14 protein-coding genes are annotated in these 17,763 nt (G+C 56.2%); 4 read left to right on the forward strand and 10 right to left on the reverse strand.

What is annotated here, in order from left to right:
* Positions 1 to 274 precede the first annotated feature (274 nt).
* From ABK821_RS24665 to ABK821_RS24690, 6 genes are all read right to left on the reverse strand, one after another.
* Positions 275 to 1,363: an ABC transporter permease gene (locus ABK821_RS24665; protein ID WP_138359034.1), complete on the reverse strand. Its 1,089-nt coding sequence runs from the start codon at positions 1,361 to 1,363 to the stop codon at positions 275 to 277.
* A 1-nt stretch (position 1,364) separates the two neighbouring features.
* On the reverse strand, positions 1,365 to 2,891 hold the full coding sequence (locus tag ABK821_RS24670) for a sugar ABC transporter ATP-binding protein (RefSeq protein WP_343178828.1): 1,527 nt from the start codon (positions 2,889 to 2,891) through the stop codon (positions 1,365 to 1,367).
* Positions 2,891 to 3,499, reverse strand: a complete 609-nt coding sequence (locus ABK821_RS24675; RefSeq protein ID WP_138360038.1) for a DUF2291 family protein — start codon at positions 3,497 to 3,499, stop codon at positions 2,891 to 2,893. Before ABK821_RS24675 ends, ABK821_RS24670 begins: the two co-directional genes overlap by 1 nt.
* Before the next feature lie 11 nt (positions 3,500 to 3,510).
* The gene (locus ABK821_RS24680; protein WP_138360037.1) at positions 3,511 to 4,452 is read right to left on the reverse strand and encodes a D-ribose ABC transporter substrate-binding protein; all 942 of its coding nucleotides are present in this window, start codon (positions 4,450 to 4,452) and stop codon (positions 3,511 to 3,513) included.
* 118 nt (positions 4,453 to 4,570) lie between these two features.
* On the reverse strand, positions 4,571 to 5,230 hold the full coding sequence (gene entD / locus ABK821_RS24685; RefSeq protein WP_343178827.1) for an enterobactin synthase subunit EntD: 660 nt from the start codon (positions 5,228 to 5,230) through the stop codon (positions 4,571 to 4,573).
* Positions 5,231 to 5,297: 67 nt separating this feature from the next.
* Positions 5,298 to 7,535: a TonB-dependent siderophore receptor gene (locus tag ABK821_RS24690; RefSeq protein WP_138360035.1), complete on the reverse strand. Its 2,238-nt coding sequence runs from the start codon at positions 7,533 to 7,535 to the stop codon at positions 5,298 to 5,300.
* A 384-nt stretch (positions 7,536 to 7,919) separates the two neighbouring features.
* Here ABK821_RS24690 and fes point away from each other — a divergent pair, with 384 nt between their 5' ends.
* From fes to entF, 3 genes are read left to right on the forward strand one after another with little or no spacing between them, the layout of a single operon-like run.
* A complete protein-coding gene (fes, locus tag ABK821_RS24695) occupies positions 7,920 to 9,119 on the forward strand; it encodes an enterochelin esterase (RefSeq protein WP_138360034.1) in 1,200 nt (399 codons plus the stop codon).
* A 27-nt stretch (positions 9,120 to 9,146) separates the two neighbouring features.
* The gene (locus ABK821_RS24700; RefSeq protein ID WP_138360033.1) at positions 9,147 to 9,350 is read left to right on the forward strand and encodes an MbtH family protein; all 204 of its coding nucleotides are present in this window, start codon (positions 9,147 to 9,149) and stop codon (positions 9,348 to 9,350) included.
* A 10-nt stretch (positions 9,351 to 9,360) separates the two neighbouring features.
* Positions 9,361 to 13,242, forward strand: a complete 3,882-nt coding sequence (gene entF, locus ABK821_RS24705) for an enterobactin non-ribosomal peptide synthetase EntF (protein WP_343178826.1) — start codon at positions 9,361 to 9,363, stop codon at positions 13,240 to 13,242.
* Between the two features lie 85 nt (positions 13,243 to 13,327).
* Here the strand turns inward: entF and fepC are convergent, their stop codons facing one another.
* The 3 genes from fepC to fepD are packed head-to-tail and all read right to left on the reverse strand — an operon-like array spanning position 13,328 to position 16,115.
* Positions 13,328 to 14,122 carry an iron-enterobactin ABC transporter ATP-binding protein gene (gene fepC, locus ABK821_RS24710; RefSeq protein WP_138360031.1) on the reverse strand — a complete coding sequence of 265 codons (795 nt, stop codon included), beginning with the start codon at positions 14,120 to 14,122 and terminating at the stop codon, positions 13,328 to 13,330.
* Positions 14,119 to 15,111 (reverse strand): iron-enterobactin ABC transporter permease, encoded by a 993-nt coding sequence (gene fepG, locus ABK821_RS24715; protein WP_171034831.1) that lies wholly within the window; start codon positions 15,109 to 15,111, stop codon positions 14,119 to 14,121. The genes fepC and fepG overlap by 4 nt, the downstream gene beginning before the upstream one ends.
* Positions 15,108 to 16,115: a Fe(3+)-siderophore ABC transporter permease gene (gene fepD, locus ABK821_RS24720; protein WP_138360030.1), complete on the reverse strand. Its 1,008-nt coding sequence runs from the start codon at positions 16,113 to 16,115 to the stop codon at positions 15,108 to 15,110. Before fepD ends, fepG begins: the two co-directional genes overlap by 4 nt.
* 112 nt (positions 16,116 to 16,227) lie before the next feature.
* Here fepD and entS point away from each other — a divergent pair, with 112 nt between their 5' ends.
* Complete coding sequence (entS, locus tag ABK821_RS24725; protein ID WP_138360029.1) at positions 16,228 to 17,469, forward strand: enterobactin transporter EntS; 1,242 nt, start codon at positions 16,228 to 16,230, stop codon at positions 17,467 to 17,469.
* 43 nt (positions 17,470 to 17,512) lie between these two features.
* Here entS and ABK821_RS24730 read toward each other — a convergent pair.
* The coding region (locus ABK821_RS24730) for a hypothetical protein (RefSeq protein WP_395034200.1) at positions 17,513 to 17,763 on the reverse strand (251 nt) is incomplete at its 5' end.

Below are 17,763 nucleotides of genomic sequence, written 5' to 3' on the forward strand. Positions count from 1 at the left end.
GGATTGGTAGTATGAAGCATGAGAGTTACCTCGTGTTTTGTATAAGGATTCGACACCCATATCAAAACCGGTAACTCTCAACCTTTCAAGGCCATGTGTCAGATCAAGTCGCGACTAATACACCTTACGGGCGGGCATAGCTGTGATCTCATTAGTTTATTAGTACAATCAAAGAGATCATCAAAATCTATGCCTGTCCTGCGTTCCGGGCATAACAAGTGGCCGGGTTAAAGCCACTTGTTATGCTGGTGGGGCGTTGACTGAGTCAGCCGTTTTACTGACCTTCCATAACGGCTTTTTGCGCGACTACTGCTGCCTTCTGCTGCATACGGTTTTGCATCTGATCGATAATCACTGCGACGATAATTACGATGCCTTTAATCACCATTTGCCAGAATTCGCTGACGCCCATCATCACCAGCCCGTCGGCGAGAAAGCCGATAACAAAGGCACCGATTAGGGTACCCAGAATGGTCCCGCGTCCTCCTGCCAGAGATGTCCCGCCGAGGACAACGGCAGCAATGGCGTTCATTTCAAAGGCTGTACCATTAGCTGGATGACTGGCCAGAAGCTGAGCGGAAACGACAATCCCGGCGATAGCGGCGCAAAAACCGGAGAGAGTATAAACCAGCACTTTAACCTGTTTGACTTTTACCCCTGAGAGTTCTGCGGCTCTCTCGTTATCGCCAATAGCATAAACATGGCGACCAAATGGTAACCGGCGTGCGATATAGGCAATAACTAACGCCAGTACGATCATCATCCAGATCGCCCACGGAATACCAAATAGCGAACCTGAGCCAATTTCATCAAAGCCTGTATTTCCGAGCTGGGGATTGCCCGCCAGACCGGGAAAAGTCTGACCATCTGATGTCAACATCGCCGCGCCGCGCAGAACATACATGGTGCCGAGAGTGCAGATAAAAGGGGCCACATTATAGCGGGTGATAATCCAGCCATTCACGGCGCCAATGAATGCCCCAATAAGTAACACGACAGGAACAATCAACCACACGCTGGGGAAAATGGCGATACCGAACATCGGCAATACGATCCCTTTAGTAATCAACCATCCGGCGATCATCCCGCATAAACCCAGCGTTGCGCCGATTGAAAGGTCGATACCTGCGGTAATGATGACGAAAGTAATCCCTAGTGCCAGGAAAGCATTAATGGCGATATGTTTAATCATGATAACCATACTACCCGCGGATAAAAATCCGGGAACCGTCATGGTAAAGAAACCCACAATTAAAAACAGTGCGATAAAGGTACGCAGTTTAAGTAAAAGCAGGAAAATGTTTTCGCGGGACAGTGAAGCCCCGCGGCGCGGAGCTAAGGCCGCGGTTTGTGTCGTTTTCATCTCAAAACCCCTGAGCGCTAGCTGTAACCAGTGCGGATTCTTCTGCCCGTTCGCGGGCAATATCGGCGGTTAACTTGCCGCCGGACATCACCAGAATACGGTCAGAAACCGCCATAATTTCTTTGAGATCGGAAGTAGAGAAGACAACTGCTATGCCTTGTTGTGAAAGCTGCACCATCATGCGAAATACGTCTGCTTTCGCACCGATATCAATGCCGCGAGTCGGTTCGTCGAGGAACAGGACTTTGGGGTTTGTTAACAGTGAGCGACCAATAACCACTTTCTGCTGGTTACCGCCGCTCAGCGCCTGAATTTCCACTTCCGGTGAAGAAACTTTAATCGACAGGTTGCCGATGGTGCTGGCTACGACGGTTTCTTCTTCTTTATTTGCGATGGTTAGTCCCCGCCGCAGCCGTCGCCACAAGCTGGCAATTGTCAAATTATTGGCGACGGAGGAAACTGGGAAGATGCCGGTACGCTTACGATCTTCCGGTACCAGGCTCATTCCCATACGTATACGATCGGCGGGAGTTAAGCGTTGTGGCACCGGTTTACTGTCTAACCATAATTTGCCGAAATAGTTACGTTCGGTGCCAAGCATGCATTCAAATAACTCGGTTCGGCCCGCGCCCATGAGGCCATAAATACCGACAATTTCGCCTGTGTGAACTTTAAAGCTAACATCATTCACCACTTTATTTCCGGCCGCATTAACACAGGTAATATGCTCAGCTTCGAGTAAAGGCGCGCCAAAAGTCCGTCCATGTTCGAGGAAATTACTGACAGGATCGCTGCCTAACATTTCACGAACAATCCATGGGACGTCAATATCAGAGACTTTTGCTTCTGACTGGAATTTGCCGTCTCGCAGAATAGTGATGACGTCGCCGATAGTCATCAGTTCCTCCAGACGGTGCGAAATATAAATAATTGTCACCCCCTGGCGGGTTAGTTCACGGATCACGCGAAACAGAATGTCGACTTCGGTCTTACTCAGTGCAGATGTCGGCTCATCCAGAATCAGTATGTCTGCATCTTCTGCCAGTGCTTTGGCTATCTCTATCAACTGTTGCTGACCGACTTTGAGATTTCCGACCAGTTCTTTGGGAGAGATGGGTTGATCGAGGCGTTTTAATAGCTCGACGGCACGCTTTTCCTGCTCTGCTTCGTTAATTGGCGCAATACCTTTTTGCAGTTCACGACCAAGAAAAATATTCTCGGCTACGCTCAGATTTTCAAACAGGTTTAATTCCTGATGCACCATGCCGATACCGTGAAGCGCGGCTTCACGGGTACTGGAAAAATGTACCGATTTTCCATTGAGCACTATTTCCCCCAGGCTCGGCTGTTGTACGCCAGCAAGGATTTTCATCAGCGTTGATTTTCCGGCACCATTTTCACCGATAATAACGTTAACCTTGCCGCGCCAAACGTTGTAGTCAACATTGTCCAGCGCCACCGTACCGGGAAACAGCATTGAAATGCCTTTTGTATGCAAAATTATATCTTCAGCAGGAATATCGCTCATTACGGTGTCTCCTGTTTCAGTGCAAGCGCAGCGGCATCCTGAGCTGTTCCATTGCTTAATGTCACCGCGAATAGCACACTGATCTTCTTGCCGACCCATTCAGAATCAATTTTAGGTAATTGTTTAACCGCCTCCCGGTTATAGGCCCGTGAAAGCTGGGCAAACTGAACCTGGTTAGTGAAATCTTCAAATTTGAAGCCAGTGGCATCACGAATAGCATTACCCCGTATTACCGGTCCAACCTGAATGGCGAGGGGACGTCCGTTAATGTTGAAAATAAGTTTTTGTTCACGCGTGTTGCTAATATCAACGTCGAGAACAGTAGCGTTCAGACGCACAAAAAAACTGGCTGGCGTACTTCTTGATGACGCCAGTTGATTCTCCAGTGCATTCATGTCCAGGGAATGCTGACTTGCGGTATCAATAACTCGTGTTTTCCAGGTTTGTTGTGCGATCTGCTGTGGTGACAGATTATCGAAGCTTTGTTTCGCATTAGGATCGGCAGGCAAGATCGGTTTGCCATTGTCATCCAGATCAACCACAGTGCAGGCCGTCAGCAACAGAGCGGCGCACCCTAACAGTGCGGCCCCCCATTGTTTAAAAGACATAGCGTTTCACCTTACTCGCTGAGGTTAAACTTATTCAGTTTGCTGGCATTGGAATCATCAATAAGAATGCAGTCCATTAACTGTTTTTCTTCTTTTTGCGCTTTGCCGTTTTTCAGAAAAAAGTCGGCCTGTTCAACGGCCATCTGTGCCTGCTTCCAGCCGGGTTGCAATACGGTAGCTTTGATATTGCCCTTATTGATAATGGAATCACGGGTATAATCACTGCCGTCAAAGCCAACAATAATGACATCTTTCTTGCCGGCGGCTTTCAGTGCGGCCTCCGCGCCCAGCGCCATTGTGTCGTTGCCGGAAATCACGCCAACGATGTCTGGATTGGTTTGTAATATGGCTTCCATTCGAGTAAAAGCTTCCGTCTGGCTCCAGTTAGCTGTTTGTTGCGCCACCATTTTCATATCCGGATAGTCATCAAGTATGTCGTGATAGCCCTGAGAGCGAACGCTGGCATTGGTGTCCGATTGACGGCCAAGCAGCTCGACATATTTACCTTTACCGTTGAGCAACGCGGCGAATTTTTCCGCGCCAATTTGCGCACCTTGATAGTTGTTCGAAACGATTTGTGCCACCGCGATACCCGTTTTATTGATTTCGCGATCGATAAGAAATGCCGGAACGCCAGCCTCCTTTGCTTTTTCCAGTGGCCCAACGGTGGCATCAGCGCCGGCATTATCAAGAATAATGGCCTTTGCTTTGCGGGCGATGGCGGTTTCAATTAATTGGTTTTGTTTATTCACATCATCGTCATGGGAGGCAATGAGTGTGCTGTAACCCAACTCTTTCGCTTTTTCCGCTGCGCCATCAGCCTCAGCTTTAAAGAATGGGTTGTCATGAGAGGGGGTAATAATGGCAATCAGGCCGTTGTCGGCGGCACACAGTGAACTGGATGCGGCAATCATTGAAGCGAACAGGACGGATTTAACAAAGGTAACTTTCATCGTTTTTCTCCACATTGAATATTTATTCAATAATGATTTATTATTCATAGTAACGATAAAGCTGAGTTGTGGAAGTGTCTATGGTTTAAACCGTTAATTTTTTAAAAGGAGAAAGAGATCACGATTTATAACGGGGTAAAGTACAGGTAATGATATGGTGGTCTATTTTTAAGTAATTAATTTTTATAGTAAATTTATTTAATAAAGGAGAGAAGTCAGTATTTAGCTGCAAATGGAGTGTCGCTGGAGAGGCTGATATTACCTGGGCGCTATGAAAACCCGGGAAGGACAGAGCATGAGATGACCACGCCTTAAACCCACTTTCTTTCGCCGAAAACGCCAGCGTCAGCGCCAGTTCTGGCGGCAGGCCGCTGGCTTCCAGCACTTTTTTTTCCGCCGTATTGATGATGCTGCTTTCCAGTTCGGCTGCCAGAGAGGGCGAGAGTATCCGTTCGATATCAATACCGACCGGTTGATCTGAGACCACCGCCAGCGCGCTATGTTCGCAGTGGCTGATGCTTCCGTACCACGGCGCTGGCCACAGCGGCTGACGCCGGTCGCCAATCGCCGGGACACATTTTTCCCCCACTTCCCGCAGCGCATAAACTGCGGCAATGCGCCCGGCAAGATGCTCGGTCTGACGTTTACGGGCGCAGTCGGTTAACCGGGCGTGATGAGGCAACCACAGTAAATCCGCTGGCTGAAAGGTCGCCGGGTCGAAATCTACCCGCTGAAGCGAGTGACCGGCAAGTTGAATGATCGAGTGATTGATTTGCATTGCGTGATGTTAGCAGATTCTCCCTTCCGCCCTCTATGGGAAGAGGGCGGGGGATTCAGACAAGCAATCAGAAGTGGGTATTGACACTCATATACCAGGTACGGCCAGGTTCGTTATAGGTGTACGCGCCTGCGCCATACATATAACCCTTGTTACCGCCTGTGGTTTGCGCGTTACCGGCACGCCAGTGGCGCTTATCGAAGACGTTATCCACGCCGCCGGTCAGGCTGACGTTTTTCGTAACATCCCAGGTCGCGCTCAGGCCGAGAATGCTGTATGGGCTAACCACGTCTTTCTCGCTACCTGTGACGGGTTGACCTTTGTAGTTATATTTCTTCGGCTGCTGCTTACCATACCAGGTAAAGGTCGACTGCAGAGAAACATCCTGATGTACTTGCCAGCTCAGGGTTGAGTTCAGCGTGTATTCGGGAATAATCGACAGACGATCGCCGGTAGTTTTATTCTTACTCTTTAACATGTAAGTGATGTTGTTGGTCCAGTTAACCGTTTCGCTCACAGGAACGTTCAGGGTGCCTTCCAGACCTTCAACCACTGCTTTCGGCACGTTTTCCCACTTGTAGAGATCGGTACCGTTACTGTTGGTATAAACAGGCGCATAACCTGCTTCAATCTTGTCACGATAGTCGTTGCGGAACCAGGTCACGCCTGCCAGCCAGCCGTCGCGTTTAAATTCGAGGCCGATCTCTTTGTTGATGCTGGTTTCGGCTTTCAGATTATCATTACCCTGTAGGTAGCAGCCACCCTGGCTCGCATAGCAGCCCTGGCCTTTACTGTACAGAATGTAGTTGGGGTTGGTTTGAAACAGGCTTGGCGCTTTATAGGCGCGGGCGATACCCATTTTTAACGTGAAGTCATCCCAAAGTCCCTGGGACAAGTTCAGCGATGGGCTCCAGTTATTGCCGACGATACTGTGGTGATCGAAGCGCAGTGCCGGGGTCAACATGGTAGTGTCGGTTAACTCCATGTTGTTCTCAGCAAACAGAGAGAAAATTTTTGCTTTTGAGTATGGACTGCGACCAGCGCTATCGTAGCCTGGGATATCTCCGCCCAAAAAGGTTTGGGTATTAGAGGATTTATCCTTCATCCGTTGCTGGTTCCACTCAGTACCCAGAGTCAGGTTCTGGTTCACCAGCAGATCGAACGGTATGCTCACTTCACTGTGCAGCGTGACATCGTTCAGATCGGCATCAATATATTTTTGCGTGGAATTCGGGTCAAAGATCCCTTCAGTACCGCCCGCCAGACCTTCAGGCGTCCGCGAGTTACGGGTACGTTCATACTGCGCCCAGTTACTGGTGGTGATGCCGTTATCCCAGGCGCCGTTCCAGGTCAGGGAGTAGTTGTTGCGATAAAGGCGGTTAGTCTCTTTACCGTAGTTCTTTTTCACCAGATCGTTACTGTTGGTGTTTTGCGTATCGCCAGAGTAGAGGTTGCCCTGACGGCTATAGCCCGCTTCCAGCTCAATGGACTGCATCGGGGCGAAGTCCCAGCGCACCGTGCCGTTAATATCTTTATTAATCACCCCTTCACGCCCGGCGGGGAGAGTGTCAGCATAAATGCCGGTACGCTCAGACTGATGTCCCTTGTTGATATCCCAGGCGTCGGCCTGCGTTTTATCGAGGTTGCCGTACAGGCGGAAGCTGAAGTCGCCGCCCAGCGGGCCGCTAAGGCTAAAGTTGGTGCGCTTAGTGGCGCCTTCGTCTTTATGTTCCGGAACGTTGAAATAGGTATCCCATGAACCGTGCCACTCATCGCCGCCTTTCTTGGTGATGATATTGACGACGCCGCCCGCCGCGCCATTACCGTAACGGGCGGCGGCCGGGCCGCGAATAACTTCAATACGCTCGATCATTTCCGGCGGCACCCAGCCGGTATCGCCACGGGTATCGCGTTCGCCGCGCCAGCCGAGACGCACGGAGTTGCGGCTGGTAACCGGTTTTCCGTCAACCAGGATCAAGGTATTTTCCGGGCCCATACCGCGAATATCAATCTGGCGATTGTTGCCGCGCTGGCCGCTGGTGGAGTTACCGGTCAGATTGACGCCCGGCATGGTGCGGATTATTTCCGAGATATCACGGGCAGGCGGATTTTTACGAATTTCATCGGCGGTAATGGTTGATACGCCCGGAGCCTGAAGGTTCTGCTCGGCAGCGGTAACCACCATAGTTTCATCAGAGGTTGTTGTTTTGCTATCCGAGGTCACTTCCGCCGCGCTCAGCGGAAAGGCGACCCCATAGATACCCAGATTGACCAGCAAGGCCAGAGATTTGATCCTGTTATTCATTGTACATCCTGCTTTTCGTCGCCACCTCCCCCGGAAAATCCTTCCCGTCCGGAGGCGTGGTGGTGCCAATGTCGTCAGTAGAGGGCAAAGGCACTCCATCGCTGACTAAGATCCCGGTCCTCAGGTATAGTTATTGGCCTGTTAGACTCAAGGCTGTGCTCGCGCTCTGCGCGCTGTCCATGAGCAAACAGCCGGCAACAATAATGCCTGCTGGACCTGGCTCTAAATTAGCCATCTCTGACATGTTTAATTTGAAAGACGCGCTTCCCACAGCGCGCTAATACGCTATTGCAAATGGAAATGGTTATCAATAATATTATCAATAAATATTGCGTTTATTGATACGTTTGTTGATAAATGTCACGATAAACATAAGGTTGGTGAATGCATAAGAGAGGAAGCGATGGCTGGTGGCAGAGCCTCTCCGGTCCGCAAATAGAGGCCATTGATGGCGCGTATCGGGTGACGTTCTGGTGGCGCGATCCGGCAGGCGACGAAATGTCTTCGCCAACTCAAAAGGTGTGGATCTATATCACGGGTGTCACTGACCATCATAAAAACTCGCCGCCACAAACGTTACAGCGCCTTCCAGGTACCGATGCCTGGTTCTGGCAAACAACGCTTTCTCCCGGCTGGCGCGGCAGTTACTGCTTTGTTCCCTCTGAGAGTGATGATGACTTTTCCCCTCAGCTTTTTAACGGCGAGAGTCCGGACCGCACGCTGCTGCGCGAAGGCTGGCGCAAGCTGCTGCCGCAGGCGATTGCCGATCCGCTAAACCCGCAAAGCTGGAAGGGAGGACGCGGCCATGCCGTCTCTGCGCTGGCGCTTCCTGATGCGCCGGAACAGCCGGGCTGGGCGCTGAGCGATGAATCATATCAGCCGCCGGTCTGCATTGAGTGGCAGAGTCAGCGTCTTGGCAATACGCGACGAATATGGATTTACGCCACTGGCGCAGCACACCCGCAAGCGCGCCCGCTGGCGATCCTGCTTGATGGACAGTTCTGGGCTGAAAGTATGCCGGTCTGGTCGCCGCTGGCGGGCCTGACTCGTGAAAAGCGGCTTCCGCAGGCGGTTTATCTGCTCATTGACGTGATTGATAACCAGCACCGTGCCGAGGAGCTTCCCTGCAATGAAGCGTTCTGGCTGGCTGTTCAGGAAGAGTTGCTGCCGCTGGTGCGCCAGACAACGCCCTTTAGCGATCGCGCGGATCGCACCGTGGTGGCTGGCCAGAGCTTCGGCGGCCTGGCGGCAATGTTCGCCGCGCTCTACTGGCCGCAACGTTTTGGCTGCGTGCTCAGCCAGTCCGGTTCCTACTGGTGGCCCCATCGCGGCGGCGCGCAGACGGGAGTACTGATCGAGCGCTTAAGCCGCGGCGAACTCCATCCTCAAGGGTTGCGAATCTGGCTGGAAGCCGGTGTTCGCGAACCCATCATCTTTCGCGCGAACCAGGCGCTTCTTGCGCATCTGGAACCGCAATCTGTTTTCTGGCGTCAGGTTGACGGCGGGCATGATGCGCTTTGCTGGCGCGGCGGGCTGACGGCGGGACTTATCCAGCTATGGCAACCTTTATGCCGCGAAGAGTAGCGAAGCACGTTTTACGAGGAATTTGACATGCAATTCAGTAACCCCTTCGATGATCCGCAAGGGCAGTTTTACATTCTGCGCAATGACCAGCAGCACTACAGCCTGTGGCCGCATCACTGCGCGCTGCCGGAAGGCTGGGCGGTGGCGTGCCCGCCGCAGTCAGTCGATGCATGTAACCGCTGGCTGATGGCAAACTGGTCAACCCTTACCCCCGCGCACCATGCGATCTGAGGAGCCAATGATGAGCACGCGTTTACCGCTGGTGGCGGCACAGCCAGGGATCTGGATGGCCGAGCGCCTTTCGACGCTGCCCGGCGCCTGGAGCGTCGCCCACTACGTCGAGCTGCGCGGCGATATTGATCCGGCTCTGCTCGGACGGGCGATCGTCATCGGGTTGTCGCAGGCTGACACCCTGAGCATGCGTTTTACTGAAGATAATGGCGAAGCCTGGCAGTGGGTCGACGAAAGCCGCGAGTTTGCCGAACCGGAGTATCAGGACCTGCGTGGGGAGAGTGACCCGCATGCCGCCGCGCTGGCGCGAATGCAGGCCGACCTCGGGCAGAACTTGCGCGTGGACGGTGGTAATCCGCTGGTCTGCCATCAACTGCTGAGGGTGGGAGAGACTCGCTGGTACTGGTATCAGCGTTATCATCATTTACTGGTCGATGGTTTCAGTTTTCCGGCGATTACCCGCCAGATCGTCGCGATTTATCGTGCCTGGCGACGTGGCGAAGAGACGCCCGCTTCGCCGTTTACCCCCTTTGCCGACGTGGTGGAAGAGTATCAGCGCTATTACGGCAGCGATGCCTGGCAGCGCGACAAACAGTTCTGGCAGGAGCAGCGTGAAGCCCTGCCGCCTCCGGCCTCTCTCTCAGCCGCGCCTTTAGCCGGGCGGGCGACCAGCACCGATATCTGGCGAATGAAGCTGGAGGTTGATGCTGACGCCTTCAACCGCCTGGCGGCGAGCGCGCCGCAGTGCCAGCGTGCGGACCTGGCGCTGGCGCTGACGACTCTGTGGCTGGGGAGGCTATGCAGCCGAATGGCGTACGCCGCGGGCTTTATTTTTATGCGCCGGATGGGCTCGGTGGCGCTAACCGCCACGGGGCCGGTGCTGAATGTCCTGCCGCTGGCGGTCAATATTGACGCCGGGGACACGCTGCCGGAACTGGCAACGCGTCTCGCCGGGCAACTGAAGAAAATGCGCCGTCATCAGCGCTATGACGCTGAACAGATCGTTCGCGACAGCGGTAAGGCGGCGGGCGATGAACCGCTGTTTGGTCCGGTGCTCAATATTAAAGTCTTTGACTACCAGCTCGACATTGACGGCGTGCAGACGGTGACGCATACCCTGGCCACCGGCCCGGTGAATGACCTTGAGCTGGCGCTATTCCCGGATGAAGCGGGCGGCCTGTCGCTGGAGATTCTGGCTAATAAACAGCGTTATGATGAACCGACGCTACGCGGGCATATCGCCAGATTATCCCTGTTGTTGAGCCAGTTTGCGGAGAACCCGGATCTGCGCTGTGGCGAAGCGAATATGCTGTCCACAGAGGAAACGGCGCGGTTGCGGCAGGTGAATAATACCGCTATTGCGCTCCCCGAGACCACGCTGAGCGCGCTGGTTGCGAAGCAGGCGGAAAAGACCCCGGATGCGCCTGCGCTGGCAGATGCCCGCTGGCAGTTTAGCTATCGCGAGATGCGTCAGCAGGTGGTGGCGCTGGCTGAATTGCTGCGCGCGCGTGGCGTCAAACCGGGCGATAGCGTGGCGGTGACGCTGCCGCGTTCCGTGTTTCTGACTCTGGCGCTACACGGTATTGTTGAAGCCGGAGCCGCGTGGCTACCGCTGGATACCGGTTATCCCGACGATCGTCTGAGGATGATGCTGGAAGACGCCCGTCCGTCATTACTGATTACCTCTGAGGATCAACTGGCGCGCTTTAGCGATATTCCCGGCCTGCAAAGCCTGTGCTATCAGCAGCCGCTGGCGGCGGGCGATGCTGCACCGCTGGCGCTCTCTCAGCCCCGGCATACCGCGTATATCATCTTCACTTCCGGCTCTACCGGGAGGCCGAAAGGGGTGATGGTCGGGCAAACCGCCATCGTTAACCGCCTGCTGTGGATGCAGGATCACTATCCGCTCTCCGCTGACGATGTGGTGGCGCAGAAAACGCCGTGCAGTTTTGATGTCTCGGTATGGGAGTTCTGGTGGCCGTTTATTGCCGGCGCGCAACTGGTTATGGCCGAGCCGGAAGCCCATCGCGACCCGCTGGCGATGCAGCGGTTTTTTGCCCGCTATGGGGTGACCACCACGCACTTTGTACCATCGATGCTGGCGGCATTCGTCGCTTCGCTGGATGCGGAAAACGTCGACTCCTGTAAAACCCTGCGTCGGGTATTCTGCAGCGGAGAAGCGCTGCCGACGGCGTTATGCCGGGAATGGGAGAGGTTAACCGGAGCGCCGTTGCATAATCTGTACGGCCCGACGGAAGCGGCGGTGGACGTAAGCTGGTATCCGGCCTGCGGGCCTGAACTGGCGGCGGTGACCGGTACCAGCGTGCCGATCGGCTGGCCGGTGTGGAATACCGGATTGCGGGTTCTGGATGCTTCACTGTGCCCGGTGCCGCCTGGCGTGGCGGGGGATCTCTATCTGACCGGCATTCAACTGGCGCAAGGGTATCTGGGGCGTGCCGATTTAACCGCCAGCCGCTTTATTGCCGATCCTTACGCGCCGGGCGAGCGCATGTATCGCACCGGTGACGTGGCCCGCTGGCTGGATAATGGCGCGGTTGAATATCTTGGGCGCAGCGACGACCAACTGAAAATTCGTGGTCAGCGTATTGAACTCGGTGAAATCGACCGGCTTATGTCGGCGCTGCCGGATGTAGAACAGGCGGTGACGCATGCCTGCATCTTCAACCAGGCCGCAGCCACCGGCGGCGATGCCCGTCAACTGGTGGGTTATCTGGTTTCTGAATCGGGCCTGCCGCTGGATACCGCGGCGTTAAAAGCGCGACTTGGCGAACAGTTGCCGCCGCATATGGTGCCGGTGGCGCTGATTCAACTGCCTGAACTGCCGCTCAGCGCCAACGGTAAGCTGGATCGCAAAGCGCTGCCGTTACCAGCGCTGAACGGTGAACGCGGCGGTCGTCCGCCGGAGCCGGGAGTAGAAACCAGCGTCGCGTCGGCATTCAGCCAGTTACTGGGCTGCGAAGTGAATGATATCGACGCCGATTTCTTCGCGCTTGGCGGCCATTCGCTGCTGGCGATGCGCCTGGCGGCGCTGTTGAGCCGCGAGCTGGCGCGGGAGGTGACGCCGGGACAGGTGATGGTTGCTTCTACCGTCGGCAAGCTGAGCGCGCTGCTGGCATCCGATCTTAGCGATGAGCAGGCTCAGCGTCTGGGCTTCGACGCGATCCTGCCGCTGCGCGAGAGCAGCGGCCCGACGCTGTTCTGCTTCCATCCGGCTTCCGGTTTCGCCTGGCAGTTCAGCGTGCTGGCACGCTATTTAAGCCCGCGCTGGTCGATTACCGGCATTCAGTCACCGCGACCGCAGGGGCCGATGGCGACGGCGGCGGATCTGGATGCGGTCTGCGAACATCATCTGCAAACCTTACTTCAGCAGCAGCCGCATGGTCCCTATTATCTGTGTGGTTATTCGCTCGGCGGTACGCTGGCGCAGGGGATTGCCGCCCGCTTACGCCAGCGCGGGGAAGCGGTGGCGTTCCTGGGGCTGCTGGATACCTGGCCGCCGGAAACGCAGAACTGGGCGGAAAAAGAGGCTAACGGTCTGGATCCTGACGTGCTGGCGGAGATTGCGCGGGAACGTGAGGCATTTCTTGCTGCCCGGCAGGGGCAGGCTTCCGGCGAGCTGTTCAGCGTTATCGAAGGCAACTACGCCGATGCGGTGCGCCTGTTAACCACCGCTCACAGCGCGAAGTTTGACGGCAAGGCGACGCTGTTTGTGGCGGAGAAAACCCGTCAGCGAGGCATGGACCCGCTGGTGGTCTGGGGGCCGTGGGTCGGTGAGCTGGAGGTGTTTAGCCAGGATTGCGCGCATGTGGATATTATCTCCCCGCAGGCTTTTGAAGCGATTGGTCCGGTGCTCAGGGAGATTCTGGGGTAGCGCTTACCCGATCTACCAAATTATGGGAAACCGTAGGCCCGGTAAGCGTAGTGTAGCGCCACCGGGCGAGTCCGTGAACGCCAGTTTAACGTCGCCCCAGCGGCACCACCAGCGGCGTATGGGCGACCGGATCGTCAATGATCGTACAGCGCAATCCATAAACCTTCTCGATCAGTTCGGCGCTGACAATCTCCCTCGGCGCGCCTTCGGCGACAATTTTGCCGTCGCGCAGGGCAATCAAATGGGTGGCGTAGCGGCAGGCCTGGTTCAGGTCGTGCAGGACTGCGGCCAGGGTATATCCTTTTTTCTGATTCAACTCGCTAAGCAGTTCAAGCAGATCGATCTGATGGCTGATATCGAGCCAGGTGGTCGGCTCATCCAGCAGCATAATCGCTGTCTCCTGAGCCAGCACCATGGCAATCCACGCCCGCTGGCGCTGGCCGCCGGAGAGGGTATCGACGCTTTGCAGCGCAAGCTCAGTGATCCCCGTGGCTTTCATTGCCTTGCTGACCGCCTCTTCATCTTCTTTACGCCAGCGGGTAAACAGCGGCTGGTGCGGATAGCGCCCGCGGGCGACCAGCTCCTGAACGGTGATATCGCCCGGCGTGGTGGCGTTCTGCGCCAGCAGACCAATACGTTTGGCGACCTCTTTACTGGCGTAATGCTGGATCTGCTCACCATCAAGATAAACATGACCGCTGACTGGCGTCATCAGACGGCTGAGGGTTCGTAGCAGCGTCGATTTACCGCAGCCGTTGGGACCAATAATGGCGGTAAAGTGCCCGTCAGGAATGGTGACGCTCAGCGATTCAGCGATGGTCTTTTTGCCGTACGCCAGCGTCAACTGGTCGCCGCGCAAACGGGAAGCTATAGCGGTCATTTTTTGCGGGACTCCTGAATTAATAACGCGATAAGGTAGATACCGCCAAGGCTGACGGTCACTACCCCTACCGGTAACTGATAAGGCATAAACAGACGCTGAGCACAGTAGTCGGATAGCGCCAGCAGCAGGGCGCCGCACAGCGCCGCCTGGGTTAGCCCCCAGCGCGCGGTACCGCTAAGACGGCGCGCGATATGCGGGGCCACCAGCGCAATAAACGAAATCGGTCCGGCAAGCGCGGTGGCGGCGGCGGTAAGCAGCACCCCAACCAGCATCATCAGCAGCCGTGAACGCTCAACCCGCACGCCCAGCGCGCAGGCGGTATCGTCGCCCATCTCCAGCAGCCGCATACGTCGCGCCAGCAGCGCGCCGCAGATAAGCATCAGCAGGATCAGCGGCGCGGAGGGCCAGGTTTTGCCCCACGTCAGGCCGTTAAGGGAACCGGCATACCATAATCCGGCGGAGAGCGCGGTTTCAAGCGAGGCGCGTAACAGCAGCCAGGTATTGAATGCCACCAGCATGGCGCGAATGCCGATACCGATAATAATCAGGCGAAAGGTCTCAATGCCGTTGCGCCAGGCCAGCAGCCAGACCACCAGCGCGGTGAGGATACCGCCGATCATTGCCGCCATTGAGATGGCCGTCAGGTTCTGGCCGAAGAACACCATCGCGATCAGTACGCCGCTCCAGGCCCCGGTGTTAAAACCCATGACGTCCGGGCTGCCCAACGGGTTGCGGGTCAACGACTGAAAAATCGCGCCGCTGACGCCGAGCGCGGCGCCGATAAGCAGCGCCATCAGCACGCGCGGCAGACGCCATTGGGTAACGACAAGGGCGACATTGCGCGGCGCATCGCCGAGCAGGGCGGAAATGACCTGGTTAACACTTAACGGCACCAGACCGGTTCCGAGCCCCCACAAGGAGATCAGTACGCTGGCGACGAACAGCAGCAGGCAGCTAAAAATCAGGCGACGAGAAGGCGCAATCACATCGTACCTCCACGCGGCTGGCGGCGCACCAGCCAGATCAGGACCGGCGCGCCGATAAAGGCGCTCACTACCGATACCCGTAATTCGCCGGGAACCAGCAGACGGCCAAGTATATCGGCAAACAGTAGCAGGGCAGGCGTCGCCAGTAGGGTAACCGGTAGCGACCAACGATGATCGGCACCGACCAGCCAGCGGGCCATATGCGGCATCATCAGGCCGATAAACGCGATCGGCCCGACCACCGCCGTGGCGCTGCCGCACAGGACGGTAATCGCCAGCAGACCGATTAGCTGGGTGCGGGCGACCCGACTGCCCAGCGCGGTTGCGGTATCGTTGCCGAGGCTCAGGCTATTTAATGCCCGGCTCAGCAGCAAGGTGACCAGACCAGCGATAATGACCGGGATCAGCACGATTTTCAGGGTTTGCAGCGTGCGCACATCCAGCGACCCGGCCTGCCAGAAGCGTAACTGATCGTAGACGTCGGGGTTCAGCAGCGCGATGCCGCTGGAAAGCCCTTCCAGCACCGCCGCCAGTGCAACGCCCGCCAGCGTCAGGCGAACCGGACTCAGCTGGCCGCCGCCCTGGCTACCGGTAAAAGCCACCAGCAGCGAGGCGGCAAAGGCGCCGCTAAAGGCCATCAGCAGTTGTTCCTGCGGCGAAGAGATACCAAACAGCGCCGCGCCCAGCACGATAGCGAAACTTGCACCAGAGTTGACGCCCAGAATTCCCGGGTCCGCCAGCGGATTGCGGGTGAGTGTTTGCATCAGCGCGCCGGCCAGACCCAGCGCGGCGCCGGCCAGCAGCCCGGCGAGCGTTCGCGGCAGTCGGGCGTCAAGGACGATGGTGCAATCCGCGCTCTGGCAGGTTCCGGTGAAGGCATCAACGACGACGCTGAACGGCAGCGGTTTGGCGCCAATCAGCAGGCTGAGTGCAATCGCAATGATTAAAATGATTAAAAGACCCGGCACGGCAAAGGCGCGTACCGTAGTCGTGGAAGACGGCATGGCATACATCCCTGACTTGATAATGATAGCAATTATCGTTATCGATTTTATCCGGTTATGTTAGCATGTGCACCCCTAAAAATGGTATGGAAAATAATAACAAGGCGCTGTCATGAACCGACAATCCTGGCTGCTGAACCTCAGCTTGCTGAAAACTCATCCGGCCTTTCGCGCCGTCTTTATCGCTCGTTTTATCTCCATTTTGTCCCTTGGCCTGCTGGGCGTGGCGATCCCGGTGCAAATTCAGATGATGACCCACTCAACCTGGCAGGTGGGGCTGTCAGTGACCTTAACCGGCGGCTCAATGTTTGTCGGTCTGATGGTTGGCGGCGTACTGGCCGATCGCTATGAGCGCAAGCGTTTGATCCTGCTGGCGCGGGGTACCTGCGGTATTGGCTTTGTCGGCCTGTGCCTGAACGCCATGCTGCCGGAGCCGTCGCTAATCGCTATCTATCTGTTGGGGATCTGGGACGGCCTTTTTGCATCCATTGGCGTGACCGCGCTGCTGGCGGCGACCCCGGCGCTGGTCGGACGGGAAAACCTGATGCAGGCGGGGGCGATCACCATGCTAACGGTGCGCCTGGGCTCGGTGATTTCACCGATGATTGGCGGCCTGCTGCTGGCGAGCGGCGGCGTTGCCTGGAACTATGGCCTGGCGGCGATCGGCACCTTTATCACGACCTTAACGCTGCTGCGCTTACCGCTGCTGGCCCCACCGCCGCAGCCGCGGGAGCACCCGTTAAAATCATTGCAGTCGGGGCTGAGATTCCTCTTCAATAGTCCGCTTATTGGCGGCATCGCGCTATTGGGCGGTTTGTTGACGATGGCCAGCGCGGTTCGCGTGCTCTATCCGGCGCTGGCCGGAAGCTGGCAGATGTCGGCGTCGCAGATTGGCCTGCTGTATGCCGCGATTCCTCTGGGCGCGGCGCTGGGGGCGTTGACCAGTGGACAACTGGCGCAGACGGCAAAGCCTGGCGTGCTGATGCTGGCGACAACCGTGGGTTCTTTTGCCGCGATTGCGCTGTTTAGCCTGATGCCGGTGTGGGAACTGGGGGCGCTGTGTCTGGCGTTATTCGGCTGGCTGAGCGCGATAAGCTCGCTGCTGCAATATACGTTGATTCAAACCCAAACCCCGGAAAATATGCTTGGCCGGATCAACGGTTTGTGGACTGCGCAGAACGTGACCGGCGATGCGATAGGCGCGGCGCTGCTTGGCGGTCTCGGCGCGATTCTGACGCCGGTGGCTTCAGCGAGCGTCAGCGGCTGGGCGCTGGTGATTGTTGGCATCGTGCTGGTGGGATTGCTGCGCGAACTGCGTCGTTTTCAGCGCCCTGATGCGGTGAGCGAAAGCTAGTTGATGTTGCTGGCGGTGGTCAGTTCAGGGGGATTTACCTGGGTTACGATTTGTTGAGCGGTTCCGTTAATCGGTGGTTTAAACGAAAATCTGATTCGGTTGGTTCGCTTACTGAGCTGATACGGGCTGAAATATAAAGGATATAACTTTTTTTATGATTTTCAGCTTCTGAAAAGCCCCTGACGAATAACGGACTCACCGCATGGGGGTTGGGCGCATCAAGGAAACCTGGCGAGAACGCAGGCGCGCATCCAGGACTGGCCGCCAGGACGGCGGCCAGAGGGCGGGTCGAGA

The organism is Klebsiella sp. KE9456 (assembly GCF_043832615.1).
GTDB classification, from domain to species: Bacteria; Pseudomonadota; Gammaproteobacteria; order Enterobacterales; family Enterobacteriaceae; genus Klebsiella; species Klebsiella indica.